The organism is Streptomyces sp. IMTB 2501 (genome assembly GCF_001953885.1).
GTDB lineage: Bacteria > Actinomycetota > Actinomycetes > Streptomycetales > Streptomycetaceae > Streptomyces.
Genome location: NZ_MQUS01000028.1, coordinates 90,797 through 116,054 on the forward strand (window position 1 = coordinate 90,797; position 25,258 = coordinate 116,054).

17 protein-coding genes and 1 pseudogene are annotated in these 25,258 nt (G+C 71.6%); 12 read left to right on the forward strand and 6 right to left on the reverse strand.

What is annotated here, in order from left to right:
* The first annotated feature begins 105 nt into the window (after positions 1-105).
* Both AV521_RS35670 and AV521_RS35675 read left to right on the forward strand, forming a co-directional pair.
* Positions 106-1,098: an ATP-binding cassette domain-containing protein gene (locus AV521_RS35670; RefSeq protein ID WP_076094572.1), complete on the forward strand. Its 993-nt coding sequence runs from the start codon at positions 106-108 to the stop codon at positions 1,096-1,098.
* Positions 1,095-1,889 (forward strand): ABC transporter permease, encoded by a 795-nt coding sequence (locus AV521_RS35675; protein ID WP_076094574.1) that lies wholly within the window; start codon positions 1,095-1,097, stop codon positions 1,887-1,889. The genes AV521_RS35670 and AV521_RS35675 overlap by 4 nt, the downstream gene beginning before the upstream one ends.
* Before the next feature lie 18 nt (positions 1,890-1,907).
* On the opposite strand, the gene AV521_RS35680 is transcribed toward AV521_RS35675, so the two are convergent.
* The 5 genes from AV521_RS35680 to kdpB (AV521_RS35700) all read right to left on the reverse strand — a co-directional run bounded on the left by AV521_RS35680 (position 1,908) and on the right by kdpB (AV521_RS35700) (position 9,701).
* The gene (locus AV521_RS35680) at positions 1,908-5,069 is read right to left on the reverse strand and encodes a BTAD domain-containing putative transcriptional regulator (protein WP_076094576.1); all 3,162 of its coding nucleotides are present in this window, start codon (positions 5,067-5,069) and stop codon (positions 1,908-1,910) included.
* 297 nt (positions 5,070-5,366) lie between these two features.
* Positions 5,367-6,143 carry a GNAT family N-acetyltransferase gene (locus AV521_RS35690; RefSeq protein WP_076094578.1) on the reverse strand — a complete coding sequence of 259 codons (777 nt, stop codon included), beginning with the start codon at positions 6,141-6,143 and terminating at the stop codon, positions 5,367-5,369.
* Between the two features lie 97 nt (positions 6,144-6,240).
* The gene (locus tag AV521_RS52915; protein WP_371917093.1) at positions 6,241-6,318 is read right to left on the reverse strand and encodes a 50S ribosomal protein bL37; all 78 of its coding nucleotides are present in this window, start codon (positions 6,316-6,318) and stop codon (positions 6,241-6,243) included.
* Positions 6,319-6,349: 31 nt separating this feature from the next.
* Positions 6,350-7,159: an SDR family NAD(P)-dependent oxidoreductase gene (locus AV521_RS35695; RefSeq protein ID WP_076094580.1), complete on the reverse strand. Its 810-nt coding sequence runs from the start codon at positions 7,157-7,159 to the stop codon at positions 6,350-6,352.
* Between the two features lie 385 nt (positions 7,160-7,544).
* Positions 7,545-9,701 carry a potassium-transporting ATPase subunit KdpB gene (gene kdpB / locus AV521_RS35700; RefSeq protein WP_076094582.1) on the reverse strand — a complete coding sequence of 719 codons (2,157 nt, stop codon included), beginning with the start codon at positions 9,699-9,701 and terminating at the stop codon, positions 7,545-7,547.
* Positions 9,702-10,208: 507 nt separating this feature from the next.
* Between kdpB (AV521_RS35700) and AV521_RS49630 the strand changes: the two genes are divergently transcribed.
* Positions 10,209-11,621 carry a hypothetical protein gene (locus tag AV521_RS49630; protein WP_076094584.1) on the forward strand — a complete coding sequence of 471 codons (1,413 nt, stop codon included), beginning with the start codon at positions 10,209-10,211 and terminating at the stop codon, positions 11,619-11,621.
* Between the two features lie 96 nt (positions 11,622-11,717).
* Here the strand turns inward: AV521_RS49630 and AV521_RS35710 are convergent, their stop codons facing one another.
* Positions 11,718-13,292, reverse strand: coding sequence for a Na+/H+ antiporter (locus AV521_RS35710; protein ID WP_076094586.1), 1,575 nt, complete (start codon positions 13,290-13,292; stop codon positions 11,718-11,720).
* A 238-nt stretch (positions 13,293-13,530) separates the two neighbouring features.
* On the opposite strand from AV521_RS35710, the pseudogene AV521_RS52920 reads away from it, so the two are divergent.
* From AV521_RS52920 to AV521_RS35760, 9 genes and pseudogenes are all read left to right on the forward strand, one after another.
* Positions 13,531-16,294 (forward strand): annotated as a pseudogene (locus AV521_RS52920) (ATP-binding protein).
* Positions 16,294-17,091: a DUF4118 domain-containing protein gene (locus AV521_RS50155; RefSeq protein WP_218639395.1), complete on the forward strand. Its 798-nt coding sequence runs from the start codon at positions 16,294-16,296 to the stop codon at positions 17,089-17,091. Before AV521_RS52920 ends, AV521_RS50155 begins: the two are co-directional and overlap by 1 nt.
* 400 nt (positions 17,092-17,491) lie before the next feature.
* Positions 17,492-19,333 carry an APC family permease gene (locus AV521_RS35730; RefSeq protein ID WP_076094588.1) on the forward strand — a complete coding sequence of 614 codons (1,842 nt, stop codon included), beginning with the start codon at positions 17,492-17,494 and terminating at the stop codon, positions 19,331-19,333.
* 3 nt (positions 19,334-19,336) lie between these two features.
* The gene (locus AV521_RS49635) at positions 19,337-19,600 is read left to right on the forward strand and encodes a hypothetical protein (protein ID WP_371917092.1); all 264 of its coding nucleotides are present in this window, start codon (positions 19,337-19,339) and stop codon (positions 19,598-19,600) included.
* Between the two features lie 257 nt (positions 19,601-19,857).
* Complete coding sequence (gene kdpF, locus AV521_RS35740; protein WP_018533641.1) at positions 19,858-19,947, forward strand: K(+)-transporting ATPase subunit F; 90 nt, start codon at positions 19,858-19,860, stop codon at positions 19,945-19,947.
* 8 nt (positions 19,948-19,955) lie between these two features.
* Entirely contained in the window at positions 19,956-21,617 is a 1,662-nt protein-coding gene (gene kdpA / locus AV521_RS35745) for a potassium-transporting ATPase subunit KdpA (RefSeq protein WP_076094590.1), read from the forward strand.
* 41 nt (positions 21,618-21,658) lie between these two features.
* Positions 21,659-23,764, forward strand: a complete 2,106-nt coding sequence (gene kdpB, locus AV521_RS35750; RefSeq protein WP_076094633.1) for a potassium-transporting ATPase subunit KdpB — start codon at positions 21,659-21,661, stop codon at positions 23,762-23,764.
* A gap of 7 nt (positions 23,765-23,771) precedes the next feature.
* A complete protein-coding gene (locus AV521_RS35755) occupies positions 23,772-24,479 on the forward strand; it encodes a potassium-transporting ATPase subunit C (protein WP_076094592.1) in 708 nt (235 codons plus the stop codon).
* Between the two features lie 88 nt (positions 24,480-24,567).
* Positions 24,568-25,251 carry a response regulator gene (locus AV521_RS35760; RefSeq protein ID WP_076094593.1) on the forward strand — a complete coding sequence of 228 codons (684 nt, stop codon included), beginning with the start codon at positions 24,568-24,570 and terminating at the stop codon, positions 25,249-25,251.
* Positions 25,252-25,258: the final 7 nt, after the last annotated feature.

A 25,258-nucleotide genomic window follows, 5' to 3' on the forward strand; every position in this document is an offset into this window, starting at 1 on the left:
GCCGCCCACCGCCCACCTGCGGGTTTCAGCGCGCTGAAGCTCTCTCCGCCCGGCTGAAACCCGGTTGAGGCCGCTCTGAACCGCCCGGGCCGCACGCTCTGGGGCATGACGACGACAGAGCACGCACTCGCCATCGCGGCCACCGGGCTGCGCAAGGCCTACGGGGACAAGACCGTCCTCGACGGCATCGACATCCAGGTGCCCACCGGCACGATCTTCTCGCTGCTCGGGCCCAACGGCGCGGGCAAGACCACGGCGGTCAACATCCTGTCCACGCTGATCTCCGCCGACGCCGGCGAGGCGCGGGTCGCCGGGCACCATCTCACCGCCGAGGCCCAGGCGGTCCGGGCGGCCATCGGGGTCACCGGCCAGTTCTCCGCGGTGGACGGGCTGATCACCGGTGAGGAGAACATGCTGCTGATGGCGGACCTGCACCACCTCTCCAAGGGTGAGGGGCGGCGGGTCACCGTCGAGCTGCTGGAGCGCTTCGACCTGGTCGAGGCCGCGAAGAAGCCCGCCTCCACCTACTCCGGCGGTATGAAGCGCCGCCTCGACATCGCCATGACCCTGGTCGGCAACCCGCGGATCATCTTCCTCGACGAGCCCACCACCGGCCTCGACCCGCGTTCCCGCCACACCATGTGGCAGATCATCCGTGAGCTGGTCGCGGGCGGTACGACCGTCTTCCTCACCACCCAGTACCTGGAAGAGGCCGACCAGCTCGCCGACCGGATCGCGGTGCTCAACGGCGGCAAACTCGTCGCCGAGGGCAGCGCCGACGAGCTGAAGCGGCTCGTTCCCGGCGGTCACGTACGGCTGCGGTTCTCCGACCCGGTGGCGTACGAGCGGGCGGCGACCGCGCTCCGCGAGACCACGCGCGACGACGAGTCGCTCGCCCTGCAGATCCCCAGCGACGGCAGCCAGCGCGAGCTGCGCGCCGTCCTCGACTGGCTCGACGCCGCCGGCATCGAGGCCGACGAGCTGTCCGTGCACACCCCGGACCTGGACGACGTGTTCTTCGCCCTGACCGGAAGCCCCGTACCCGCCCAGTCCCCCGCCCCGTCCGCCGACTCCGTTGCGAAGGAGACCACTCGATGAGCACCGCCGGCCACGCGTTCCGCGACAACGTCACCATGCTGCGGCGTACCCTCCTGCACGCCCGCCGCTACCCCTCCCTCACCCTGAACGTCCTGCTCACCCCGGTCATGCTCCTGCTGCTGTTCGTCTACGTCTTCGGCAACGCGATGAGCGCCGGCCTCAACGGCGGTCACGCGGACCGTGCCGACTACATCGCCTACCTCGTCCCCGGCATCCTTCTCATGACCGTGGGCATGATCTCGCTCGGCACCGCGGTGTCCGTGTGCACCGACATGACCGAGGGCATCATCGCCCGGTTCCGCACCATGGCGATCTCCCGCGCCTCCGTCCTGATCGGCCATGTGATCGGCAGCGTGATCCAGACGATGCTGGCTCTGGTGCTGATCCTGGGCATCGCACTGGCCATCGGCTTCCGGCCCGACGCGACACCGGTGGAGTGGCTCGCGGCGGCCGGGCTGATGGCTCTGGTCAGCCTCGCGCTGACCTGGATCGCGGTCGGCATCGGCCTGGTGAGCCCCAACCCCGAGGGGGCCAGCAACCTCGGGATGCCGCTGACGATGCTGCCGCTCCTGTCCAGCGCGTTCGTGCCGGTGAACTCCATGCCGGGCGGGTTCCGCTGGTTCGCCGAGTACCAGCCTTTCTCGCCCTGCATCGAGACCCTGCGCGGACTGCTGCTCGGCAGCGGGATCGGCACGAAGAACGCGGTGCTGGCCGTCGGCTGGTGCCTGGGGCTGACGGTGCTGGGCTACCTGTGGTCCAAGGCGCGGTTCAACCGCGAGCCCAAGCGGTGAGGCGGGAGACCGGGCGGATCACCCGCCGGTCAGCTCGCGCAGCGCCTCCGCCCGCAACTCCTCCCGCCCCAGGGCGGCGTACCTCGACCTCGCGTCGGCGTACGCCGCCCTGTCGGCGTGTTCGGCCGCTTCCCGGGAGCGGGTCAGGGACAGGGTGGGGAACTCCCGTACCGCCGGCATCCGCTCCGTGAGCGCCACCAGCCGTACCGCCCCCGCCTCGCCCCGGGCCAGCCCGGCGAAGCCGAGCGCCAGCAACACCGTGCCGTACACCGGTAGTTCCACCGGAGCCCCGGCGGCCGGAGCGCCCTGCGCCACGGCCCCGGACAGCATCCCGAGCAGCCGCTCCCGCAGTTCCTCGGCGAGGTCGGCCACCGGCTCCAGCCGGCCGGCCTGCGCGTGCGCCGCCAGCGCGGCCGACCGCACCTCCAGCGACCACGGCTCCACGAACGGGTCACCGGGATACAGCAGGCTGTCCTCCCGTATCCGCGCGGCCGCCCGGCGCCACAGCCCGAGTCCGACCTCGGTCAGCCCCCGGGCCATCGCGATCTCCGCCCGGGCCGGCAGATCGGGGCTGAAGACCCGGGCGGACTCCGGCGGCTGGTCCAGCTCCGCGAGCCGCAGCCAGTACTCGGCCTCCTCGACGTCGCCGCGCTGCAGACAGGCGAGCACCAGCCCCCAGTGCACCCCGACCGAGTCCGACCAGTCGCTGAACCGGTTGAACTCGCCGAGCGCGTCCAGCGCCGCCCGCAGATGGCCGTACGCCTCCGCGCCCCGGTCGGACTGCAGGCACAGCTCGCTGATCCGCCCGTGGCTGAGCAGCAGGGTGGCCGGATTGCCGAGCGGTGCCAGCGCGTCGAGCATCCGGCGGGCGTACGCCAGCGCGCGCTCCGTCTCGTGCTGCGACTCCCACACATAGCTCGCCACGCAGGCCGCGACGCCCGCCAGCAGCGGCTCGTCGGACTCGCACAGCTCTCCCAGCCGGTCGAAGCGCGGCGGATGGATGTCCGGGACGGCGCACAGCACGACCGACAGCGCCCGCAGCAGGGTGTCCGGCGGTGCGGGCGGCAGCCGGCGCAGTGTGACCAACTGCCGTACGGCGTGCGGGCCGTGGCCCATGAAGAGGCTCGCCGTGCACACGGCCGCCGCGCTGCGGGCCGACTCCACGTCCTCGGGACTGTCGGGTCCGGGGCGGAACCGGGACAGCGGCCCGCCGGTCTCGGCGGTGAGAGCCGCGAGCCGGAGGTAGTGGGAGTCGGTGGCCCACAGGGAGGCCAGTACGGCGGTGAGGGCGGCCGTGCTCGGCCCGTCGGCGCGGACCAGGGCATGGCGCAGCGCCAGGACGAGGTTGTCCTGCTCGGCCCGGATGCGCAGCCAGGCGGGTACGGGGTCGCTGCTGAACATCACGTCGTGATGGGCGCGGCCGAAGTCCCGCGCCCAGGCGAGGAACCGGTCGGTGACCGCCTCCTCCGCGCCGGCCTCGGCACGCTTGGCGGCGCCGAACTCCCGCAGCGTCTCCAGCATGTGGAAGCGCACCCCGGACGGGCTGTCGCCCACCTTGATCAGCGACTGGCCGGCCAGCTGCTCCAGCAGCTCCAGCGTGTCCCCGGTGTCGCCGAGCACATACTCGGCCGCGTCCTCGGTGAAGCCGCCGGGGAACACGGACAGGGCGCGCAGGGCGGCCCGGCCGTCGGGTTCCAGCAGATTCCAGCTCCAGTCGACGACGGCCCGCAGTGTGCGATGCCGCTCGGGCGCGTCACGGGAACCGCCGCGCAGCAGCGCGAACCGGTCCCGCAGCCGACGGGAGATGTCGGCCACGGAGAGCACCCGGACCCGGGCCGCGGCCAGCTCCACGGCGAGCGGCAGCCCGTCCAGATGCCGGCAGATCTCGGCGACCGGGCCCGCGGGCAGCTCCACGCCGGGCCGGGCGGCCCGGGCCCGCTGTACGAAGAGTTCCACCGAGGTCGCCTGGGACAGCTCCGGCAGCGCGTACAAGGACTCCGAGGTCAGCCCCAGCGGGGCCCGGCTGGTGGCCAGTACCCGCAGCTGCCTGGACCGCGACACCAGGGCCTGGACGAGAGCGGCCGCACCCGCGATGACGTGCTCACAGTTGTCCAGCACCAGCAGGACCGGCCCGCCGCCGAGCGAGCCGACGATGCCGCTCACGGCATCCCCGGCCCCGGCGAACTGCCGGCCCTCCCCGGCACCGACCGCCGAGGCGACCTCCCCGGCCACGTCGTCGTCGGCGGTGACACCGGCCAGGGTGACGAAGTGCACCACGGGCTGCTCGGCGGCCCGGCTCACCGCGTGCGAGAGCCGGGTCTTGCCCAGCCCACCAGGGCCGACGACGGTGACCACCCGGGCCTCCCGCAGCAGCCCGGCCACGGCGGCGAGGTCGGCGTCCCGCCCCAGCAGCGGATTCGGCTCATGCGGCACCCCGTGCCGGACCGGGGCCGCGCCCGCGCTGAGCAACTCCTGGTGAACGGCCTTGAGTTCGGGGCCGGGATCGGCCCCCAGCTCATCCCTTACCCGCCGCCGATAGGTGTCGTACCGGCTGAGCGCCGCGGCCCGCCCCGCCCCGGCGGCCTCGCAGCGCAGCAGCTCCGCCAGCACCTCCTCGTCCCGCGGCAGCTCCTCGGCCAGCTCGGCCAGGGGAGCCATGGCCTCCTCCCGCCGCCCCAGCCGGGCGAGCGCGAGCGCCCGGGCCCGGACCAGTGCCCGCTGCGCCCGCACCCGCCCGGCACGCAGCGCCACGACGGGATCGTGCAGGTCCTCCCCGGCCCCGGCGCCCACACTCCCGTCCCACAACGCCAGCCCGGCCTCGGCCTCGGCCAGCGCGCCCGCATGATCCCCGGCCCGCGCCCGCTCGGCGCTCGCCGCCTCGTGCAGCAGCAGCGCGGAACTGTCCACCTGCGTCTCGTCCAGCGCCAGCCGATAGCCGGTCGGCGTACTCACGACCAGCTCGGCCCCCAGCTGAGCCCGGAGCCGCGACACAAGAATCTGCACCGCCTTGCCCGGCCGCTCCGGCAACTCCTCCGCCCACAGCCCCTCCACGAGCCGCCCCGTACTGCAGCCGCCCCGCAGATCCTCCGCGAGCAACGCCAGCAATCCGCGCAGCCGCGGCGCGGTGATCTCCCGTCCACGACAGGCGACACGGGACAGCAGGGTCAGCTCGGTGGTCACGTCCGGAAGACTAGGGCGTTTCTTCTGACGCGGGCACGTAAAGGCTCGGCTCGTCCGATGCGGGGGGAGCGGACGAGCCGGGCCGGTCGCCGGATCAGCCGGCGGGGTTCCGGCATGATCCGTCGGGGAGATGCCAGCGTGCGCGTCCTGTACGGCGAGAGCGGCTTCGTCCCGAACCAGCCGGGCCAAGGTAGGCCGAAGCAGTACCCGTGGCACCTGGTCCTCGACGCCGCGCAGAGCCTGGCCGGCATGCCGTGACCTGGCGCTCCAAAGCTTTGGGCCACCGGCCAGGAGGCGTCAGGCGCTCAGGCGGCCGTGTGACACCGGGCTGCCCGCCGCATAGTGGACGTACTCGCGGACCAGGCGGAAGCCGGCGTGCCAGGCCAGGAGGCGGCTGGGCCGGTTGAGGACCGAGCAGTTCCAGCTGGGCGTGTGACCGCGGGCCGCGATGTCCGCGCACAGGGCGGTGACACAGGCCAGGGCCAGGCGGTGGCGGCGGCGGTCGGGGACGGTGTAGACGGCCACGTCCTCGTAGCCGGTACCGCGGAAGTAGGTGCAGGCCACGGCCAGGATGCGACCGGCGCGGTCCGCGGCGGTCCACGCGTGGCCCGAGGTGGCGAGACCGAGCGGGCCGCCCCAGCTCGCCGAGAGCCAGGACGCGTCCGGGCCGAGGGCGTGCACGGCGTCGGTGTCCGCCGGTTCCAGGTGTCGTACGGTCACCCCGTGCGGGACGGCGGCGGGCTGCGGCGCGGCTTGGAGTGTCCAGACCATGCGCTCCCAGGGAGTCAGCCGGTCGAAGGCGGCGCCGAGCGCGGGCAGGAGTCGGGCCGGGGCCTCGAAGCGGTTGCCGGCCAGCGGGGCCAGCAGACCGGGTGTGAGGTCGTCCGGGCTGCCGCGCAGCACTACGTGGCCGGCACAGGACACGGCCAGCGCGCGCGGCTGGACCGGGCGGTCGGCCCACCAGCGGCCCACGCCGGTGGCCAGGGCGTGCTCGCCGATCGTGGCGGGGCCGGGCGCGCCCGTGGGGAACCAGCGCGCGAGCGCCGTTGCGTCCGGCGGCGAGATCTCGATCATCCATGCCTCCCGAATGGTGAGACGGGGTACGGGGAACGGGTCGGGCGGGCGACCGGGGGCCCTCCGCTCCCTGTCGCCCGCCCCGGCTGTGGCTCGGTCAGCGCTGGCCGGCCTTGGTGCCGTGGTTGGCCTTCTTCTTGCGGCGGTCCCTCTTCTTGCGGGCGCGCTTGGACATGTACGTCAACTCCTGGGTGCGGGAAGGTTCTTCAAGCGGTGCGGCCGACCAGCAGGTCCGCCAGCTTGTTCAGGCGCCGGACCGTACGGTCCTCGGTCGCCGCCGGGGCCGGGTCGACCCGCTCCTCGCGGTCGTAGTAGGCGCCGTTGACGATCTCGACCGCCGGGTCGCACAGCCGCACCACGTGCCCGGCACCCTCGACGGGAGAGAGGCCCTCGTGGGCGTAGAGGGGGAGCAGGGCCGTGTCGCAGATGCCCGGGTGCACGGAGACCGCGGTGACGCGCGGGTCGGCCGCGAACACCGTGAGCGCGAGCTGCGACTGGGCGTAGGCGGCGAGGCGCGAGTAGCGACGGGCGCGGTTCGGGTCGGCCCAGCTGATGGAGGCCGTGCGGTGCAGGGAGGAGGAGACGTTGACGACGCGGCCGCCCGGGTAACTGGTGAGCGCCGGCTCCAGCAGGCAGGTCAGCAGGTAGTGCGCGAGGAAGTTGACCTGGAAGGCGATCTCGTTGCCGTCGGCGGTCACGGTGTGCCGCTCGGGCGCGGCCATGCCGGCGTTGTTGACGAGGACGTCCAGGTGCGGGTGCTCGGCGACCACCGCGTCGGCGAACCGCTCGACCTCCTCCAGGTGAGTGAAGTCGGCCGAGTAGAGCGCCAGTTGGGGCTCGGGGATGCCCATCGTGGCGATCAGGCGGTCTGCTGCCGCCCGCGTCTCCTCCGCGGTACGGCCGTGCAGCAGCACCGTGGCGCCGCGCTCGGCGAGCTGCCGTGCGGTCTCGTAGCCGATGCCGGAGGTGGCGCCGGTGACCAGGACGGTACGGGAGGAAAGTGTGGAGTCGGACATGGTTCCATCCGGGGTCGTGGGCACGCCGACACGGCCCGGTGAGGGCGGTGGGCGTGCGCTGAGGAAGGTGGGTCGAGGGGCGCCGGAGCCGATCACGGCGCCCCTCGGGTCACGGAAAGCGGCGTCGGCGGGACGCGGCGTCCACGCGATACGGCGTCGGCGGGACGCGATATCGGCGTGTGGCGCGGGCGCTTCCGGTCAGCGCGGCTCACGACGCGACGGCCGAACGGGACTCGGCGGCCGGTCGAGCAGGAGCCAGGCGCTGTTCACATCGTCCATGGAAGCCGTCCCGCATTCGCCGGGCAAGACGAAATCCCGGTCTCTGACGGGGCCCTGACGTGCGCATACGGGACCTTGACGGGCGAGCCAGAGAGGAGGGCGCGGCTCAGCCAAGGCCGGGCACCTCCGAGATCAGCAGGTCGATCAGCTTGATGCCCACGAAGGGCAGGACGAGTCCGCCGAGGCCGTAGACGAGGAGGTTGCGGCGCAGCAGGTCGTGCGCCGAGGCGGGGGTGTAGCGCACGCCGCGCAGGGCCAGCGGGATCAGGGCGACGATGATCAGGGCGTTGAAGATGATCGCGGAGGTGATGGCCGAGGTCGGGCTGTGCAGGCCCATCACGTTCAACGACTCCAGGCCCGGGTACGCGCCCGCGAACATCGCCGGGATGATGGCGAAGTACTTGGCCACGTCGTTCGTGATGGAGAACGTGGTCAACGCGCCCCGGGTGATGAGGAGTTGCTTGCCGATCTCGACGATCTCGATGAGCTTGGTCGGGTTGGAGTCGAGGTCGACCATGTTGCCGGCCTCCTTGGCGGCCGACGTACCGGTGTTCATGGCCACGCCGACGTCGGCCTGGGCGAGTGCGGGCGCGTCGTTGGTGCCGTCGCCGGTCATCGCGACCAGCTTGCCGCCCTCCTGTTCCCGCTTGATCAGGGCGAGTTTGTCCTCGGGGGTGGCCTCGGCGAGGAAGTCGTCGACACCCGCCTCCTCGGCGATCGCCTTCGCGGTCAGCGGGTTGTCGCCGGTGATCATCACCGTGCGGATGCCCATGCGGCGCAGTTCGGCGAAGCGCTCGCGGATGCCGTCCTTGACGACGTCCTTCAGCTGGATCACGCCGAGGGCGCGCGGCCCGTCCCAGTCGTGCACCGCGACCAGCAGCGGGGTCCCTCCGGCGGCGGCCACGGCGTCGGCGTACCTGCGTGCCTCGGGCGGGACCTGGCCGCCGTACATCTGCACCCAGTCGATGACCTGCTGGGCGGCGCCCTTGCGGATGGCGCAGACGGCTCCGTTGTTCCAGCGCAGGTCGACGCCGCTCATGCGGGTCTGCGCGCTGAACGGCACCCAGCGGGCGTTCGCCAACTCGCCCTGGGCGGGGGCCCGCAGGCCGTACCGGTCCTTGGCGAGGACGACGACGGAGCGGCCCTCGGGCGTCTCGTCGGCCAGCGACGACAGCTGGGCCGCGTCGGCGAGCTGCCGTTCGTCGATGCCGGGCAGTGGGACGAAGGCGGCGGCCTCCCGGTTGCCGAGCGTGATGGTGCCGGTCTTGTCGAGCAGCAGGGTGTTCACATCGCCCGCCGCCTCCACCGCGCGGCCGGACATCGCGACGACGTTGCGCTGCACCAGGCGGTCCATGCCGGCGATGCCGATCGCGGAGAGCAGGGCGCCGATGGTGGTCGGGATGAGGGTGACGAGGAGGGCGACCAGCACGGCCGTGGACTGGCCGGCGCCCGCGTACTCGCCCATCGGCTGCAGAGCCACCACGACCAGGATGAAGATGATCGTGAGGGAGGCCAGCAGGATGTTCAGGGCTATCTCGTTCGGGGTCTTCTGCCGGGAGGCGCCCTCGACCAGCGCGATCATCCGGTCCAGGAAGCTGTGCCCGGGGCGGGCGCTGACCCGGACGACGATCCGGTCGGACAGCACCGTCGTACCGCCCGTGACACCGCTGCGGTCTCCGCCCGCCTCCCGGATCACGGGCGCCGACTCACCGGTGACCGCGGACTCGTCCACGGCGGCGACCCCGTCGATGACATCGCCGTCCGCGGGGATCATCTCGCCCGCCTCCACCAGGACCACGTCCAGCGGCTTCAGGTCGGTGGCGGCGACGGCCTCGGTGCGGGCGGTGGCGGGGTTCGTGCCGTAGCTCCAGTGTTCGAGCCGCAGTGCCACCGTGTCCGTACGGGCCCTGCGCAGCGACTCGGCCTGCGCCTTGCCGCGGCCCTCGGCGACCGCCTCGGCCAGGTTGGCGAAGACGACCGTCAGCCACAGCCACAGGCTGATGACGCAGGTGAAGACCGCCGGATGGAGCAGCGCGGAGAGGGTGGTGAGGACCGCGCCGACGGAGACGACGAACAGCACCGGGTTCTTCACCAGGACGCGCGGGTGCAGTTTGCGTACGGCCTCGGGGAACTCACGGACGAGCTGGACGGGTTCGAACAGCCCACCGGCGGCGCGGCGCCGGCCTGTGCCTCCCGGACCGGGCCGGGGCGCGTGTTCGGGGTGGCGGGACGGTGGGGCCTGCTGGGGGGCGGCGGGAAGCATGGACACCTTCGTGCCGTGAGGCGGGACGGGGACGGTGGGATGTGGTCGAGAGCCGCCTGCGCGCCACCGCAGAGCCGGGTGGCTCCGTTGGTCGTGCGGTGCCCTGGACCTCCTCGGCCCCGGCGGCGGCCGACAGGGAATCTAGCCCGGCCCGCCGGGCCAACCGCCCAGGTCGGCGAGGAATTTGCGGCACCCATACGGCGCGGGCGCCCTCGCCGTCAAAGTCCCGTCAAACCGGGCTGAGGAGCCATCAGGGACCCGTCAAGGAGGACCGTACGTGGCCGAAACCCGACGCAGACTGATCGGCAACGGGGGACGGGCGACCGTCCGTGGCGTGACGTTGGAGGGACCGTGACTCTCACGGCCGGAACAGCGCGGGGTCCTCGGACCGAGGGGGAGACACCGCCACGGGAGGTCGCCCCGCCCGGGGGCAGCCCCGGACCGCGGAGACGAGGGTATTCGCGGACGGCCGGACCGGGTCCGGGGCTGCGCCCGGCGCGACGGGGCATGGCCGCGCGGGCCGCTCTGCGCCGCCGCTACCGGGCCACCGTGCCCGCGCGGCTGCGCCTTCTGCGCGCGGCCACGCTCCTGCTCACCGCCTCCGTGGCCGCGCTGCTGCTCGTGGCGGGGCTCGCGCTGAACGGGACCTGGGACCGGGTGAGCGGCCGGGACGCACCGCGCACGATCAGTGCCGCCGACCTCGACCTCGCCCTCAACGACATGGACGCCCAGGCCGCCAACATCCTGTTGTCGAACGGCGATGCGGGAAAGGGCCGGCTGCAGACGCCGTACACCAAAGCCGTCGGCTTCTACGGCGACGCCCGCCGCGCGATAGGCCACGACCTGCGCACCCTCGCCGTCGCCGCGCAGGGCAGCCCGGCCGACGAGAAGACCGTGGAGTCGCTGACCGACGACTTCGCCGAGTACCAGGAGTTGATCGGCCGGGCCCTGGAGAACGACGGCCACCAGGGTGGCAAACCGGCCGCCCTGGCCGACTACCGCAGCGCAACGGACCTCCTGCGCACCCAACTCCTGCCCGCCGCGAGCACGTTGGTCTCCTCGAACGACACGGCCTTCGAGGCGGAGTACACCTCAACCCGATCCACCCTCTCCGCACAGCTCGCCGCACTCCTCGTACTCGGCGTCCTGCTGCTGGCCGTACTCGGCCTCCTGCAGTGGTACCTGGCCCGCCGCTTCCACCGCATCCTCAACCCCGGCGTACTGGCGGCCACGCTCTCCACCCTGCTCGCGGTGATCCTCGGCACCCAATTGCTGTCCGCCTCGGCCACCCACCTGCGCGTGGCCCGCCACGACGCCTTCGACTCCGTCGTCGCCCTCTCCCGCGCCCGCGCCATCGCCTACGACGCCAACGCGGACGAGAGCCGCTATCTCCTCGACCCTGAGCGCCGCGCACCGTACGAGGAATCGTTCCTGGCCAAGTCCCAGCAGCTGTACGGCCTCAAGGGCGCGACCCTGTCGACGTACAACGCGGAACTGTCCACGACGTGGCACGCATACCAGGCCGACCACCACGACCTGCGCTTCACCGGCGAGTTCCGCCGCGAGCTGGACAACATCACCTTCCCCGGCGAGCGGGCCGCGGCCGAGAAGACGGTCGAGTCGTACGCCGTCTACCAGCAGGACGACCGCAAGATCCGCGCCCTGCTGGCCGCCGGCAAGGAACGCGAGGCGGCCGAGTTCTGCATGGGCTGGGAACCGGGCACGTCCAACGCCCACTTCGAGGCTTGGATGGCCGCACTGGACAAGGTGACCGGCATCAACCAGTCCCACTACGCGTCCAACGTGTCGGCGGGCCGAGCGACGGTGAACGACTTGCTGCCGTGGGCGGGCGGTGCCCTGCTGGCGGCGATGGCCCTGACGGTTTTGGGAGTGCGCCCGAGGCTGGCGGAGTTCCGGTGAGGTAAAGCGCCTCAAAAGGGCGCGGGGCTGTTGCGGTGTGCGGCTCCGCCGCACAGGCGCGATCAACCGCAGCACACCCGTACTGAAGAACCGGCCTCACGCGTCGGACAGCCGGGCCTCCTCCAGGTCCAGTGCCCGCTGCAGTCGCCGTCGCGTCGTGTCGCTGATCGCGTGGGCGTCGTAGAGGCGCTGCAGCTCACTCGTCTCGACGGTTATCAGATCGCGGCGGAGCTGGCGGTAGACGCGGTCGGCGGACTCCCTGCCCGCGCCGTCGGTGCCGTTCTCGGCGAGGCGGTCGCGGGCGTCGTCGAGGCGGGCGGTCAGGCCCCGGCGGAGCCGGTCCAGGACGACGTCGGGGACGACCTCCAGTTCCGCCAGTTCCTCCAGGCGGGCGAGGCCGGCGTGGGCGAGGTGGGAGCGGGCCTCGGCCTCCTCGCGGGCGGTGTGCGCGGGCTCCAGGGCGATGCCGGAGGCGCGGACGACGGGGGCGAGGGTGAAGCCCTGGACGACCAGGGTGACCACTACGACCGATGTGGTCAGGACCAGGACCAGAGGGCGGTCGGTGAGGGGGCTGCCGTTCTTCGCGACCTCCGGGATGGACAGCGCGGCGGCCAGCGGCATCACACCACGCGTGCCCGCCCAGGTCAGTACCATCGGGATGCGCCAGTTCAGCCTGCCGATGCCGCCCTTGCGCTGGACCACCGCCGACAGGGGGGCCAGCCAGAGCAGTCGCACGGCGACGAGGGTGGCGGCGACGGCCAGGGCGTACAGGGGCCAGAAATGGTCGCCGTCCGCCAGAGCCCGTACCTCCCCGGGGAGTGCCAGGCCTATCAGGCTGAAGACCACGCTCTCCAGGAGGAAGACGACCGTGCCGTACACCGCGTGCAGTTGGAGTCTTATGCGGGCGTTGGTGAGGCGGTCGCCCCGGCCGCCCAGGACGACCCCTGCGACCACGCACGAGGTCACGCCTGAGGTGTGTGCGGCCTCCGCCAGGAGGTAGGCGGCGTAGGGGGTGACCAGGGCGATCACCGTTTCCAGGACGGGGTCCTCGGTGCGGCGGCGGATCAGGGTGATCACCGCTGCCACGGCCGTCCCGATCACCGTGCCGCCGCCCGCGAGCACGAAGAACTCGCCGCTCGCCGCTCCCCAGTTCGCGGCGGCCGAGGCGATGGCGATGCCCGCCGCCACCTTGACCAGGACCAGGGAGGTCGCGTCGTTGAACAGGCTCTCGGCCTGGACCAGGACCTGGACCCGTGGGGGCAGGGCGAGGCGGCGGCCGAGTGCGGTCACGGCTACGGGGTCGGTGCTGGCCAGTACCGCGCCCAGGACGAACGCCATCTGCCAGGACAGGGGGGTGACCGCGGCGGCCACCGCGGCGACCGCGGCCGCGGAGGCGAGGACCAGCCCTATGGCGAGGATCCCGACCGGTTTCCACACGGCGCGCAGCTCCCGCCAGGGCATGTCCTCGGCGCTCGCGTACAGCAGGGGCGGGAGGACGACCAGGCCGATGATCTGGGGGCTGATCTGGATCTGCGGGGTGCCCGGCAGCAGGGCCACGGCGAGACCGGCGACCACGAGCAGGGAGGGGGCGGGGATGCGCCAGCGGCGCGCGAAGGTGGCGACCACCGTGGCGAGGACCACGAGGGCGAGAACCGTACCGACGCTGCGCATGCCGTCCCCCTGGGGCTACCACGGGGAGCCACCACGGCTTCCCGGCCGACCAGACTTCCCGGCACACCTGTCCTCACCCTATCGGCCCAGGTCACGTCAAGACAGTGTCAAGGTCCCCAGGACCGACGCCAAGGAACCGCTAACAAGTGCGCCGCCCGCTGTGCGAATCGGCTTCCTTGAAAGGAGAAACCCTGCTGTGAAGGGGAGTTGGACAGGTGAGCGGAGCGCGTCGGCGGCGATGAGTGACGTACGGTCCGGACGACTGAAGGTCTACCTGGGTGCGGCCCCGGGGGTCGGCAAGACCTACCGGATGCTCGACGAGGGGAGGCGCCGTGCCGCCCGCGGGGCGGACGTGGTGGTGGGGTTCGCGGAGTGCCACGGCCGCCCGCACACGGAGGCGATGCTCGACGGCCTGGAGTCCGTCAGCCGCGCGTCCTGCTCGTACCGCGGCGGTGCCTTCGAGGAGATGGACCTGGCCGCGGTCCTGGCCCGCCGGCCGCAGGTGGCGATCGTCGACGAGATCGCGCACAGCAACGTGCCCGGCGGCGGCCGCAACGCCAAGCGCTGGCAGGACATCGAGGCCCTGCTCGACGCAGGTATCGACGTGATCACCGCGCTGAACATCCAGCACCTGGAGTCTCTCAACGACGTCGTCGAGAAGATCACGGGGGTGCCGCAGCACGAGACCGTGCCCGACGAGGTGGTACGCCGGGCCTGGCAGATCGAGCTGGTCGACATGCCCCCCGAGGGGCTGCGCCGGCGCATGGCGCACGGGAACATCTACGCCCCCGAGAAGATCGACGCCGCCCTCGCCAACTACTTCCGGCCGGGCAATCTTCAGGCCCTGCGCCAGCTGGCGCTGCTGTGGACGGCCGACCGGGTCGACGAGGCCCTGCAGCAGTACCGCTCCGAGCACGGCATTGGCCGGGTGTGGGAGACCCGGGAGCGGGTCGTCGTGGCCCTGACCGGCGGACCGGAGGGCGACACGCTGGTACGCCGGGCCGCCCGCATCGCCGACCGGTCCGCCGGTGGCGATCTGCTCGCCGTGCACGTGGCCCGCAGCGACGGCCTCGCCGCCGGCGTCTCGCACGCCTCGCTGGCCCGGCAGCGCCGGCTCGTGGAGGACCTCGGCGGCAGCTACCACTCGGTCGTCGGCGACGACGTGGCCACCGCCCTGGTGGAGTTCGCGCGCGCCGAGAACGCCACCCAGCTGGTGCTGGGGACCAGCCGGCGGGGGCGGCTGGCGCGGTTCTTGACCGGGCCCGGCACCGGCGAGACGGTCACCGAGCTGTCCGGCGACATCGACGTGCACCGGGTCACCCATGAGCGGGCCGGCCTGGGCACCCTGCTGCCGTCCCGTCGCCGTACCCTGTCGACGGCCCGGCTGATCGCCGGACCGGTGGCCGGACTGGTGCTGCCCGTGCTGCTCACCGCCGTCCTCGCCCAGCTGCGCGGCACGCTGAACCTGACCAGCGAGGCCCTGCTGTTCCTGCTGGCCGTGGTGGGCGTGGCCTGCATAGGCGGGGTCGCCTCCGCGGTGATCGCGTCGGTGACGGCGTCCCTGCTGCTCAACTACTGGTTCATCCCGCCCATCGGCGCGTTCACGCTGAACGATCCCAACGCCCTGGTGGGGCTGACGGTGTTCGCGGTCGTCGCGGCCACCGTCGCCGCGGTCGTCGACCGCTCGCTACGGCTGTCACGCCGCTCCGCGCGGGCCACGGCCGAGGCGGAGACCATGTCGTCCCTGGCCGGCAGCATCGTGCGCGGCGAGGCGACCATCCCCGCGCTGCTGCAGCGCACCCGCGAGACCTTCGGCATGGAGTCGGCGGACCTGGTGGACGAACCGCCCGACGCGACCGGGACCGATGCGGCCGGGTCTCACGTGGTCGGGTCTCATGTGGTGGGGGCCGATGCGGCTGGGTCCCATGTGGATGGGGCCCGTGCGGGTGGGTCTCGCGTGGTGGGGTCCGATGCGGCTGGGTCCGATGCGGGTGGGTCCCATGTGGGTGGGTCTGACGCGGTTGGGTCCCGTGCGGGTGGGGCTCATGTGGNNGGCTCATGTGGTAGGGGCCGATGCGGCTGGGTCCTGTGCGGGTGTGCCTCACGCGGCCGGTTCCCATGCCGCCGGAGCCACAACCGTCCCGGCCGGCCCCGGGGCCTGGCTCGTGCTGCGCGGCCGTACCCTCTCCTCCTCCGAGCGGCGCGTCCTGGCCGCGTTCGCCGCGCACGTCGGCTCGGCGGTGGAGCGGGCCCGGCTGGCCGAGGCGGCCGCCGAGGTGGAGCCCGTGAAGGCCGCCGACCGGCTGCGCACCGCCCTGCTGCGGGCCGTCGGCCACGACCTGCGCACGCCGCTGGCCGCCGGCTGGGCCGCCGTCACCTCGCTGCGCAGCCGCGACGTCGCCTTCAGCGACGAGGACCGCGAGGAGCTGCTCGCCACCGCCGACGAGTCCATGGGCAAGCTCAACCGCCTGGTGGAGAACCTCCTCGACCTCAGCCGGCTGGAGGCCGGCGCCCTCACCCTGAACCTGCGGGCGACCACCCTGGAGGAGGTGCTGCCCCTGGCGCTGGCCGACGTGCCGGACGTGCGGGTGACGGACATGGAGGGCATCCCCGCGGTGCTGGCCGATCCGCCGCTGCTGGAGCGGGTGATCGCCAACCTGGTCGGCAACGCCGCCCGGCATACCCCGCCCGGCAAGAAGGTGCTGGTCACCGCCAGTGTGCTGGCCGGGCGGGTGGAGCTGCGGGTGGTGGACCGCGGACCCGGACTCCCCGCCGACGGCCGCGATCGCCTCTTCGAGCCGTTCCAGCGGCTCGGCGACACCGACAACACCACGGGACTCGGCCTCGGCCTCGCCCTCGCGCGCGGCCTGACCGAGGCGATGGACGGCACCCTCAGCCCCGAGGACACCCCGGGCGGCGGCCTCACGATGGTGGTGTCGCTGCCGTTCGCGGTCCGGCCGGTGGGTACCGAACCGTCCGAGCAGAGCGTAGGAGGCCCCTGATGAGCGCTGTGACCGGTACCTGGAAGCTGCACCGTACGGAATCCCGCGCGCCCCGGCCCTGGCCGCTGCGCGACCGGCTGGCCCTGCCGTCCGGGCTGGTGGGCCCGTTCCTGGCGGCCCTGGCCCTCGTCCCGTTCCGTACGAGCGTGTCCCACACGAACGCCGCCCTCGTCCTCGTCGTCGTGGTCGTCGCGGTGGCCGTGCTCGGCAGCCGTACCGCGGGTGTGGTCGCGGCCCTGTCGGCGGCGGCCTGGTTCGACTTCTTCCTCACCCGGCCGTACGAGACCTTCGACATCACCGCGTCCGCCGACATCGAGACGGCGGTGCTGCTGCTGGTCGTGGGTGTGATCGTCTCCCAACTCGCGGCCCGGGCCAAGCGGCTTGAGGTCACGACGGTGACGGACGCGGCCCATCTGGCGCGCATCCACCGCACGGCCGCCCTCGCGCAGTCCGCCAACTCGGCCGACACCGTGGTCGACCACGTCCGCACCGAGCTGACGAGCCTGCTCGGCCTGCGCGCCTGCCGCTTCGAGTACGGCACGCTCATGGGCCGCCCGCCGCGTCTGGAGAAGGACGGCGGTGTGACGGCCGGCCGCCGCACCTGGAATCCCGACACCGACGGCTGGCCCGAGGGCGAGATCGAGCTGCGTACCTACGGCAACGGCCACTACCTCGGCCGCTTCATGCTCACCCCCGGCCCGGGCCCCGTGCCCCCGCTCCAGGCCCGCCTGGTGGCGGTGACCCTGGCCGACCAGACGGGCGCGGCGCTGGACACGGCGGGACCGGCACGGAGGTGAGGGCGGGCGCGGTGGTTTCCGTGACGCGATCCTGACGCGGGAGGGGCCCTGAGGCGGAACGGCTCCGCGCCATGCGCCGTTCCTCGGCGGTGTGACGTCAACTCTCCACCTCCGCGCGGAACCTCGTCCCGCAGGCTCGGACGAGCGGACCTTACGGGCCGCCGCCGTCGGTGCCGCCGGTGCCGCCAGGGACGTCTTACCCGGCGCGGGCCGGACATCCTGATGACGGGGGTGCAGCCGCATCCGGCGAACCGGAGGGACTGAGAAGTCCGGGCGCAGCCCGTCAAGATCTCATCAAGGTCGGCCGGTTGGGCGCGAAGATGCCGCAAGGATCGGTCGGACTCGGTCGAAAACAGACGGAACCTGGGGTGCACCCGCGCACAAGAAGGAGCACGTGCCCATGTCCATCCTGACCACCGAGCAGCCGGATGCCGTCCCCGCCGGCGAGGAGCCGCCTGATACCGGCGAACGTCACCGGCTGACCGCCGTCACGGGGCTCGCGGCCCTGTCGCTGGACGCGATGGCGTCGGTGGCCTACGGCCCCGAGGCGATCGTCCTCGTCCTCGCCGCCGCGGGTGCCCACGGCCTCGGCTTCACGATGCCGGTCACGCTGGCCATCGCCGCCCTGCTGGCGGTGCTGGTGGCCTCCTACCGGCAGGTGATCGCGGCCTTCCCGGACGGCGGCGGGTCGTACGCCGTGGCGAAGACCCATCTCGGCGCCCGCACGAGCCTGGTGGCCGCCGCCTCGCTGGTGCTGGACTACGTGCTCAATGTCGCGGTCGCGGTGACCGCGGGCGTGGCGGCCCTGACCTCCGCCTTCCCCTCCCTCTACGGCGACCGGCTGTGGCTGTGCCTGGCGGTGCTCGCGCTGATCACGGCCGTCAACCTGCGCGGCATCGTGGAGTCGGCGAAGGCGTTCATCGTGCCGACCGTGGTGTTCGTCGGCTCGATCTTCGTCCTCATCGCCGTCGGCCTGTTCCGCTCCCACCCGGTGAGCACCGTGACCGCCGCCGGGCACGCCTCGGTCCTCGCGGACAACGCCTCCTCCGTGGGCGCGCTCCTGCTGCTGAAAGCTTTCGCTTCCGGGTGTGCCGCGCTGACCGGCGTGGAGGCCATCGCCAACGCCGTCCCCTCCTTCCGGGTGCCGCGGGTGCGGCGGGCCCAGCGCGCCGAGGTCGCCCTCGGCGCCGTGCTCGGCCTGATGCTGATCGGCCTGTCGGTGCTGATCGGCCGCTTCCACCTCCAGCCGGTCGAGGGCGTCACGGTCCTCGCCCAGCTCGCGGACGCCGCGCTCGGCCACAACTGGGCCTTCTACGTCATCCAGTTCGCGACGATGATCCTGCTGGCGCTGTCCGCGAACACCTCCTTCGGCGGGCTGCCGGTGCTCCTGAAGCTGCTCGCCCGCGACAACTACGCGCCGCACGTCTTCGCGCTGAAGGCCGACCGTCAGGTGCACCGGCACGGCGTCCTCGCGCTCGCCGTCGTCTCGGCCGCGCTGCTGGTCTTCTCCGGCGGCGACACCAACACCCTGGTGCCGATGTTCGCGATCGGTGTCTTCGTCGGCTTCACGATCGCCCAGGTGGGCATGGTCCGGCACTGGCGGCTCGAAAAGGGCCCCGGCTGGCGGGGGAAAACGCTGCTCAACGGGTTCGGCGCGGTCCTCACCGGCATCGCCGCCGTCGTCGTCACGGCGAGCAAGTTCGAGGAGGGCGCCTGGCTGATCGTCATCGCCCTGCCGCTGCTGGTGGCCGCCTTCGAGATCGTGCACCGCGCCTACGCCCGGATCGGCGAGCGGCTCGGGCTCGGCCGTATCCCGGAGGTCCCGCACCGCGAGCGCTCGCTGGTGGTCGTCCCGGTGTCGACCCTGTCCCGGCTGACCTCCGAGGCCCTCTCCGCGGCCACCTCCCTCGGCGACGAGGTCCGCGCGGTGACCGTGTGCTACCCGGACCCCGAGGACCGGGCCCAGCTGCACGCCCTGGAGCGCGCCTGGGCGGACTGGAACCCTGGGGTGCCGCTGGTACGGCTGTCCTGCCAGCGCCGCACGCTCGGGCGCCCCATCGCCGCGTACGTCCGTGAGGTGGCCGCCGCCGAGCCCGGTACCCAGGTCACGGTGCTGATCCCGGAGGCCGAGCCGGAGCGGCTGTGGCAGCGCCTGCTGCAGAACCAGCGGGGCGCGGTCGTCGCGCACGCGGTGCGCCGGGAGACGGACGCGGTGATCTGCCGACTGCGCTTCCGGCTGTGACCGGTGGCGCGGCGGTCTTGCCGGAGGCGCACGCTGGGACGGCCCATCGCCGCCTACGTCCGTGAGGTGGCCGCCGCCGAGCCCGGTACCCAGGTCACGGTGCTGATCCCGGAGGCCGAGCCGGAGCGGCTGTGGCTGGGGGTGCCCCCGCGTGAGCGAAGCCGAGCGTGGGGGAGGCTGCTGCAGAACCAGCGGGGCGCGGTCGTCGCGCACGCCGTGCGCCGGGAGACGGACGCGGTGATCTGCCGACTGCGCTTCCGGCTGTGACCGGGGCCACCTACCGTCATGGCTCGTTACCCGTCGGTACGGGTCAAGGGTCGTAAGAGAGCCGTCAAAGGCGTAAGCGCGGCCGTATGAGAGGCGTCAACGGACGACCGGATCCCGCCAGACAGGCGATTTCCTCTAAGCGTCCGTTTCAACCGAACCTCACTCCAGGAGTTCGCGATGGCCGATCTGGCCTTCGTCGTCGCCGTGCTCGCGGGTTTCGCGCTGGTGGCCCTCGTCGCCAAGGGGGTGACGAAGCTGTGACCGCCGAGAACATTGTCGGCCTGGTCGTGGCCGTCGCCCTGCTGGGCTATCTCGTCCTCGCCCTGATCTACCCGGAGAGGTTCTGAGACAAGAAATGGGTCCCGAACTCGCAGGCGTGCTCCAGCTGCTCGCCCTCATAGGCGCGCTCGCGCTCGTCTACGTCCCCGCCGGCAACTACATGGCCAAGGTCTACGAATCGCGCAAGCACCTGCGCGTCGAGAAGTGGATCTACAAGGCCATCGGTGCCAACCCCGACTCCGAGATGACCTGGCCCGCGTACCTGCGCGGTGTCCTCGCCTTCTCGGCCGTCAGCGTCCTCTTCCTCTACCTGCTCCAGCGGCTGCAGGGCGTGCTGCCCGGGTCGATGGGCTTCTCCTCGGTCAACCCGGCGCAGTCGTTCAACACGGCCGTCTCGTTCGTGACGAACACGAACTGGCAGTCGTACTCCGGCGAGCAGACCATGGGTCACGTCGTGCAGACCGCCGGTCTGGCCGTGCAGAACTTCGTCTCCGCAGCCGTTGGTATCGCCGTCGCCGTGGCGCTGGTGCGGGGCTTCGCCCGTTCGCGCACCGGTGAGCTGGGCAACTTCTGGGCCGACCTGGTGCGCGGCACGCTGCGCATCCTGGTGCCGGGCGCGGCGATCGCCGCGGTGATCCTCGTCGCCTGCGGTGCCATCCAGAACTTCTCCGGCATCCACGAGGTCGGCCAGTTCATGGGCGGCTCACAGCAGTGGAACGGCGGTGCGGTCGCCTCGCAGGAGGCCATCAAGGAGTTCGGTACGAACGGCGGCGGCTACTTCAACGCCAACTCCGCTCACCCCTTCGAGAACCCGACGCCCTTCACCAACCTCTTCGAGATCTTCCTGATCCTGGTGATCCCGTTCTCGCTGACCCGCACCTTCGGTGTGATGGTCGGCAATGTGAAGCAGGGTTACGCGATCCTCGCCACGATGGTCACCATCTGGCTGAGCTTCACGGTCCTGATGATGTGGTCCGAGTTCGCCCACCACGGTCCGGCGCTGCAGGCCGCGGGCGGTGCGATGGAGGGCAAGGAGGTCCGCTTCGGCACCGGTGGCTCCTCGATCTTCGCGGTGGCGACCACACTGACGTCGACCGGTGCGGTGGACTCCTTCCACTCCTCCTTCACCGGCCTCGGCGGCGGCATCACCATGCTGAGCATGATGCTGGGCGAGATCGCGCCCGGCGGCACCGGCTCCGGCCTGTACGGCATGCTGATCATGGCGGTCATCGCGGTGTTCATCGCCGGTCTGATGGTCGGCCGTACCCCCGAGTACCTGGGCAAGAAGATCGGCGGCCGCGAGATGAAGCTCGCCGCCTGCTACATCCTCATCACCCCCGCCCTGGTGCTGGTCTTCACGGCGGCCTCGATGGCTCTGCCGACCCCGCCGCACTCGATGCTCAACTCCGGCGCGCACGGGTTCTCCGAGGTGCTGTACGCCTTCACCTCCGCGTCGAACAACAACGGCTCGGCCTTCGCCGGCCTGAACGCGAACACCGACTGGTTCAACACCATGACCGGGCTCGCGATGCTGCTCGGCCGCTTCCTGCCGATGGTGTTCGTCCTGGCGCTGGCCGGCTCGCTCGCCGAGCAGACGCCGGTCCCGGTCACCGCGGGCACCCTGCGCACCGAGAAGCCGCTGTTCACCGGCCTGCTGGTCGGCGCGATCCTGATCATCACCGGTCTCACGTACTTCCCGGCCCTCGCGCTGGGCCCGCTCGCGGAAGGGCTGGCGTGATGACCACCAGCACAGAGAACTCAGAGAAGTCAGAGGGCTCCATGTCCACCGCCACTCCCACCCGGGCGCCGCACAGCGACGTCCCCACCGGGCACAAGCCCGCCGAGGGCCGTGTCGGAGCGGGCCTCTTCGACCCCAAGGCGCTGGTCAAGTCACTGCCGGACGCGTTCCGCAAGCTCGACCCGCGGGTGATGATCAAGTCGCCCGTGATGTTCGTGGTGTGGATCGGCTCCGTCCTGACCACCGTCTTCTCCTTCCAGCACGCGAGCGACTGGTTCGGCTGGACCATCAGCGCCTGGCTGTGGCTGACCGTGCTCTTCGCCAACCTGGCGGAGGCCGTCGCCGAGGGCCGCGGCAAGGCGCAGGCCGACACCCTGCGCAAGGCCAAGACCGACTCGGTCGCCCGCCGGCTCCTCGCGGACGGCACGTCCGAGGAGCAGGTGCCCGGCACCGAGCTGAAGATCGGCGACCTGGTGGTCTGCGAGGCCGGTGACGTGATCCCCGGTGACGGTGACGTCGTCGAGGGTGTCGCCTCGGTGGACGAGTCGGCGATCACCGGTGAGTCCGCCCCGGTCATCCGTGAGTCCGGCGGCGACCGGTGCGCCGTCACGGGCGGTACGAAGGTCCTCTCCGACCGGATCGTCATCAAGATCACGACGAAGCCCGGCGAGACCTTCATCGACCGGATGATCAACCTGGTCGAGGGCGCCGCCCGGCAGAAGACGCCCAACGAGATCGCGCTGAACATCCTGCTCGCCTCGCTGACCATCGTCTTCCTGCTGGCGGTCGCCACCCTGCCGCCGTTCGCCACCTACGCCGGCACGCACCTGACCATGATCGTGCTGGTGGCTCTGCTGGTCTGTCTGATCCCGACCACCATCGGCGCCCTGCTCTCCGCGATCGGCATCGCGGGCATGGACCGCCTGGTCCAGCGCAACGTCCTGGCCATGTCGGGCCGCGCGGTCGAGGCCGCCGGTGACGTCTCCACGCTGCTGCTGGACAAGACCGGCACGATCACGCTCGGCAACCGGCAGGCATCCGAGTTCGTCCCGGTCAAGGGCACCACCGAGGCCGAGGTGGCCGACGCGGCCCAGCTGTCCTCGCTGGCCGACGAGACGCCCGAGGGCCGCTCCATCGTCGTCCTGGCGAAGGAGAAGTATGGGTTGCGCGAACGCCACCAGGGCGAGCTGGCTGGCGCTGAGTGGATCGAGTTCACCGCCCAGACCCGTATGTCGGGTGTGGACGTCGACGGCCGCAAGATCCGCAAGGGTGCCACGGCTTCGGTCATCGCCTGGGTGAAGGAGGAGGGCGGCACCGTCGCCGACGACGCCGACACGATCGCCAACCGGATCTCCGAGGCGGGCGGCACCCCGCTGCTGGTCGCCGTCCACGACGACAAGGGCGCCCGCGTGCTGGGCGTCATCTACCTCAAGGACGTCGTCAAGGAGGGCATGCGGGAGCGGTTCGTGGAACTGCGGCGCATGGGCATCAAGACGGTCATGATCACGGGTGACAACCCGCTGACCGCGAAGGCGATCGCCGAGGAGGCGGGCGTCGACGACTTCCTTGCCGAAGCCACTCCCGAGGACAAGATGGCCCTCATCAAGCGGGAGCAGGCGGGCGGCAAGCTGGTCGCGATGACCGGTGACGGCACCAACGACGCCCCGGCGCTCGCGCAGGCGGACGTCGGCGTGGCGATGAACACCGGTACGTCGGCCGCGAAGGAGGCCGGCAACATGGTCGACCTCGACTCGAACCCGACCAAGCTCATCGAGATCGTCGAGATCGGCAAGCAGTTGCTGATCACGCGCGGTGCGCTGACCACGTTCTCCATCGCCAACGACGTCGCGAAGTACTTCGCGATCATCCCGGCGCTGTTCGCGGCGGTCTACCCGGGCCTGGACAAGCTGAACATCATGCACCTGTCCTCGCCCAACTCCGCGATCCTTTCGGCCGTCATCTTCAACGCGCTGATCATCATCGCGCTGGTGCCGCTGTCCCTGAAGGGTGTGCGGTACCGGCCGATGAGCGCGGACAAGATGCTCCGCCGCAACCTTGGGATCTACGGCATCGGCGGCCTGATCGCGCCCTTCATCGGCATCAAGATCATCGACCTGCTCATCTCCCTCATCCCTGGAATCGGCTGATCGCGCCATGAACAACTCCGTAACGAACACCGCCCGGCTGCTCGGGGCGGGCCTCCGGGCCCTCCTCGTGCTGACCTTGGTGACCGGCGTCATCTACCCGCTGGTCGTCACCGGCATCGCCCAGGCACTGTTCAGCAACAAGGCGAACGGCTCCGAGATCAAGGCGGACGGCAAGGTCGTCGGCTCGTCCCTGATCGGGCAGTCGTACAACCTGCCGCTGAAGAAGGGCCAGCAGACCCCGGATCCCGACCTCAAGTGGTTCCAGGGCCGCCCGGCCAACGGCCTCGGCGCGAACAGCGTCAACACGCAGTACAAGCTGATCGTGTCCGGCGCCACCAACCTCTCCGCGGACAGCGGCGCGGTGAAGGGCAAGTGCCCCGACCAGCCCGCGGACAAGACGCTCTGCGCCCAGGTGCTCGCCGCAAATGCCGCAGTCGTCAAGGACAACTCGGTGCCCGGCTACACGGTCAAGGCCTCGGACGTGCCCGCCGACGCGGTGACCTCCTCCGGCTCCGGCCTGGACCCGGCTATCTCCCCGGAGTACGCCGAACTCCAGGTCCACCGGGTCGCCGCGAAGAACGGGCTGTCCGTCGCCGCGGTGGAGAAGCTCGTCAAGGACAACACCCAGGGACGCACCCTCGGCTTCATCGGTGAACCGCAGGTGAACGTCCTCAAACTCAACATCGCGCTCAAGGACCTCGTGGCCAAGAGGTGACGGCCTTACGCGATTCGCAACGGGAGCCGGCACCTCGGGGTACTCGGGGCGCCGGCTCCCGCAGGCATGACAGGAGAGACACACACCCATGACCAGGGTGCTCGTGGTGGAGGACGACCCGCAGCTCGTACGGGCCCTCGTCATCAACTTGCAGGCGCGTCACTACGGCGTGGACGCCGCCCCCGACGGTGCCACGGCCCTCCGGCTCGCCGCCGCACGTCAGCCCGATGTGGTGCTGCTGGACCTCGGCCTGCCCGACATGGACGGCGTCGACGTCATCAAGGGTCTGCGCGGCTGGAGCCGGGTGCCGGTGCTGGTCCTGTCCGCCCGGCAGGCCTCCGACGAGAAGGTGGCCGCCCTCGACGCTGGCGCGGACGACTACATCACGAAGCCGTTCAGCATGGACGAACTCCTGGCCCGGCTGCGGGCCGCTGTCCGCCGTACCGAGGACACCCCGCTCGTCCCCGAGATGACGCTGGTCGAGACGGCGGACTTCAGCCTCGACCTGCTCGCCAAGAAGGCCGTACGGGCCGGGCGGGACGTACGGCTGACCCCGACCGAATGGCACCTGCTGGAGATACTGGTCACCCACCCCGGCCGGCTGATCACCCAGAAACAGCTGCTTCAGGAGGTGTGGGGCGTCTCACAGAGCAACAAGACCAACTACCTGCGGGTTTACATGGCACAGCTCCGCCGCAAACTGGAGACGGACCCCTCCCAACCCCGCTATCTGATCACCGAGCCCGGCATGGGCTACCGCTTCGAGGAATGACCCCCTA

Coding starts and splice junctions, on each gene's coding strand:
- kdpB (WP_076094633.1), top strand. CDS start 21,659: ATGTCCACCGCCACTCCCACCCGGGCGCCGCACAGCGACGTCCCCACC.
- AV521_RS35695 (WP_076094580.1), bottom strand. CDS start 7,159: ATGTCCGACTCCACACTTTCCTCCCGTACCGTCCTGGTCACCGGCGCC.
- AV521_RS35690 (WP_076094578.1), bottom strand. CDS start 6,143: ATGATCGAGATCTCGCCGCCGGACGCAACGGCGCTCGCGCGCTGGTTC.
- AV521_RS35670 (WP_076094572.1), top strand. CDS start 106: ATGACGACGACAGAGCACGCACTCGCCATCGCGGCCACCGGGCTGCGC.
- AV521_RS35730 (WP_076094588.1), top strand. CDS start 17,492: ATGTCCATCCTGACCACCGAGCAGCCGGATGCCGTCCCCGCCGGCGAG.
- AV521_RS35675 (WP_076094574.1), top strand. CDS start 1,095: ATGAGCACCGCCGGCCACGCGTTCCGCGACAACGTCACCATGCTGCGG.
- kdpB (WP_076094582.1), bottom strand. CDS start 9,701: ATGCTTCCCGCCGCCCCCCAGCAGGCCCCACCGTCCCGCCACCCCGAA.
- kdpA (WP_076094590.1), top strand. CDS start 19,956: ATGGGTCCCGAACTCGCAGGCGTGCTCCAGCTGCTCGCCCTCATAGGC.
- AV521_RS35755 (WP_076094592.1), top strand. CDS start 23,772: ATGAACAACTCCGTAACGAACACCGCCCGGCTGCTCGGGGCGGGCCTC.
- AV521_RS35710 (WP_076094586.1), bottom strand. CDS start 13,292: ATGCGCAGCGTCGGTACGGTTCTCGCCCTCGTGGTCCTCGCCACGGTG.
- AV521_RS50155 (WP_218639395.1), top strand. CDS start 16,294: ATGAGCGCTGTGACCGGTACCTGGAAGCTGCACCGTACGGAATCCCGC.
- AV521_RS35760 (WP_076094593.1), top strand. CDS start 24,568: ATGACCAGGGTGCTCGTGGTGGAGGACGACCCGCAGCTCGTACGGGCC.
- AV521_RS52915 (WP_371917093.1), bottom strand. CDS start 6,318: ATGTCCAAGCGCGCCCGCAAGAAGAGGGACCGCCGCAAGAAGAAGGCC.
- AV521_RS49630 (WP_076094584.1), top strand. CDS start 10,209: ATGGCCGCGCGGGCCGCTCTGCGCCGCCGCTACCGGGCCACCGTGCCC.